Genomic DNA, 455 nt, shown 5'->3' with positions numbered 1-455 from the left:
CGTCCGATGTGCGCTGCGAGCGGGTTGCCGCCAAACGTGGAGCCGTGGTCGCCCGGGTGGAACACGCCGATGACCGCCTCGCGCCCGGCAATGGCCGATACGGGCACCATGCCGCCGCCGAGCGCCTTGCCCAGCACCACCAGATCGGCGTCAACGCCTTCGTGCCAGCTCGCCAGCACATCGCCGGTGCGGCCTAGGCCCGTTTGCACCTCGTCGCAGACGAGGAGCACGTGGTGCCGGGTGGCAAGTTCACGCGCGAGCTTGAGGTAGCCCGCAGGCGGTTCGACGATGCCGCCTTCGCCTTGCACGGGCTCCATCAGGATGGCGCCCGTGTTGGGCCCGATCGCCGCACGCAGTGCATCGGCGTCGCCGAACGGAATGCGCCGGAAGCCCGCCGCGAAGGGTCCGAATCCGTAGCGATATTGATCGTGTGAGGAGAACCCGACGATGGTCGT

The 455-nt window shown here is 68.8% G+C and carries 1 protein-coding gene; it reads right to left on the bottom strand.

Annotation, left to right across the window (positions count from 1 at the left end):
- Positions 1-455 (bottom strand): aminotransferase class III-fold pyridoxal phosphate-dependent enzyme (locus tag I6F21_RS37790; protein ID WP_225184394.1); only part of this gene is annotated, 455 nt, incomplete at both ends.

Source organism: Bradyrhizobium sp. NBAIM03, from assembly GCF_020194055.1.
GTDB lineage: Bacteria > Pseudomonadota > Alphaproteobacteria > Rhizobiales > Xanthobacteraceae > Bradyrhizobium > Bradyrhizobium yuanmingense.
This window is presented reverse-complemented; position numbering and strand designations above follow the sequence as displayed.